This window comes from Escherichia sp. AM3 (genome assembly GCF_032029835.1).
In the GTDB taxonomy this organism is placed as follows: Bacteria; Pseudomonadota; Gammaproteobacteria; order Enterobacterales; family Enterobacteriaceae; genus Escherichia; species Escherichia coli.
Genome location: NZ_JAVUPQ010000229.1, coordinates 1 through 1,959 on the forward strand (window position 1 = coordinate 1; position 1,959 = coordinate 1,959).

Annotated in this window: 3 protein-coding genes; all 3 read right to left on the reverse strand. The window is 43.0% G+C overall.

What is annotated here, in order from left to right:
- Positions 1 to 878, reverse strand: an 878-nt coding sequence (locus tag RTW80_RS24475; RefSeq protein WP_312720648.1) for a fimbria/pilus outer membrane usher protein, incomplete at its 3' end; no start/stop codon positions are given.
- 50 nt (positions 879 to 928) lie between these two features.
- On the reverse strand, positions 929 to 1,495 hold the full coding sequence (locus RTW80_RS24480; RefSeq protein ID WP_000472412.1) for a fimbrial protein: 567 nt from the start codon (positions 1,493 to 1,495) through the stop codon (positions 929 to 931).
- Between the two features lie 389 nt (positions 1,496 to 1,884).
- Positions 1,885 to 1,959: hypothetical protein (locus tag RTW80_RS24485; protein ID WP_250665500.1), on the reverse strand; the 75-nt coding region annotated here is incomplete at its 5' end.

Sequence of the window (1,959 nt, forward strand, 5' to 3'; positions counted from 1 at the left end):
TAAATGACGCGGCCTGATTGACTGATCGTCACCGTGGCATTGGTCTGTGCAATACCGCTAATTTGTGGGGCGTAGCCACGCAGCTCCCACGGTAACATTCGATCGTCACTCGCCAGTGCCGCGCCGGTATAAGAAAAACCATCGAAAATATTGGAACTGAAATCGGTTTCGCCGAGGGTTAACTTAGAGCCTAATTGCGGTAATGGACGAAAAAGATAGGTGCGCGATATTCCGCCTGACTGGTCATGGTTATCTTCGCTATCGGTCTTATTAAGCTGGTAATCACTGCGTAAGCGCCATGCCCCGGCGTTAATTCCGGCGGTACCGTAGGCATTCAGGTTAGTGCTGCTGCTGCCGTCCTGTGGGCGGTAGCTGCTGGCAAACAAGTTGTAATCCATCAGGACACCGGCAACACCTTCTTTCCATGTAGAGGGGGGAGCCCAGTTTTCTGAGTGCCACGCCAGCCAGGCTTGCGGAATACTAATATTCAGTTGCTGATTGGCTTGATCGAAATTGAAGAGCATTTCAGGTCGGGAACTGAAATCAATACACCGATCTATCTGTGGCAAGGACTGACGGATATCTGGTTTTAAACCAAATTTATCGACCAGTGAATCATTGATGCATGGAATGGTTTTGTCACCCTTTTTTTGCCAGTTAATTTTTTGCCCATTACTGATTTTGTTGTTATTCACCGCAACGCTAACAAAATATTCACCGGGAGCAATGACTCCTTTTTCCTTTAATAATGAAATATCAATGCGGTCGCGCATTGATTTATCGAGAACATTCAGATTGAATTCGACCGCCATTGCGCAAGGCATCGCCATGACCAGGCAGGATACAAAAGAGAGTCGATAAATATTCACGGTGTCCATACCTGATAAATATTTTATGAAAGGCGGCGATGATGCCGCCAAAATAATACTTATTTATAATCCAGCACGTAGGTTGCGTTAGCGGTTACTTCACCTGCCGTGACATCGACTGCATTATCAATTTGTTCCATCCAGGCGAAAAAGTTCAGCGTCTGTTCTGATGAGCTTGCATCCAGGTCAAGATCTGGCGCGGCTGAACCTAATACGATGTTACCGTCATTTTTGTCCATCAGTCGTACACCGACCCCAGTTGCTTCGCCTGCACTGGTGTTGCTCAACAAAGGCGTAGCACCAGTTGTCTTAGCCGTGCTATCGAAGGTTACGCCAACTTTGGATACCGGCATTCCGCTACCGTTGTCAGAAGCAGGCAGATCACAGTTGATCAAGCGAATGTCGACGGCCACTTTATTGCTATGATGCTCCCGGTTTATATGGGTTGTCGTGACTTGTCCAAGATCTATGTTTTTATCAATATCTTCTGGATGAATTTCACAAGGTGCTTCAATAACCTCCCCCTTAAAGTGAATTTCGCCAGAACCTTCATCAGCAGCATAAACAGGTGCAGTGAACAGCAGAGATACGGCCAGTGCGGCCAATGTTTTTTGTCCTTTAAACATAACAGAGTCCTTTAAGGATATAGAATAGGGGTATAGCTACGCCAGAATATCGTATTTGATTATTGCTAGTTTTTAGTTTTGCTTAAAAATATTGTTAGTTTTATTAAATGCAAAACTAAATTATTGGTATCATGAATTTGTTGTATGATGAATAAAATATAGGGGGGTATAGATAGACGTCATTTTCATAGGGTTATAAATGCGACTACCATGAAGTTTTTAATTGAAAGTATTGGGTTGCTGATAATTTGAGCTGTTCTATTCTTTTTAAATATCTATATAGGTCTGTTAATGGATTTTATTTTTACAATTTTTTGTGTTTAGGCATATAAAAATCAACCCGCCATATGAACGGCGGGTTAAAATATTTACAACTTAGCAATCAACCATTAACGCTTGATATCGCTTTTAAAGTCGCGTTTTTCATATCCTGTATACAGCTGACGCGGACGGGCAATCTTCAT

Coding starts and splice junctions, on each gene's coding strand:
- RTW80_RS24480 (WP_000472412.1), bottom strand. CDS start 1,495: ATGTTTAAAGGACAAAAAACATTGGCCGCACTGGCCGTATCTCTGCTG.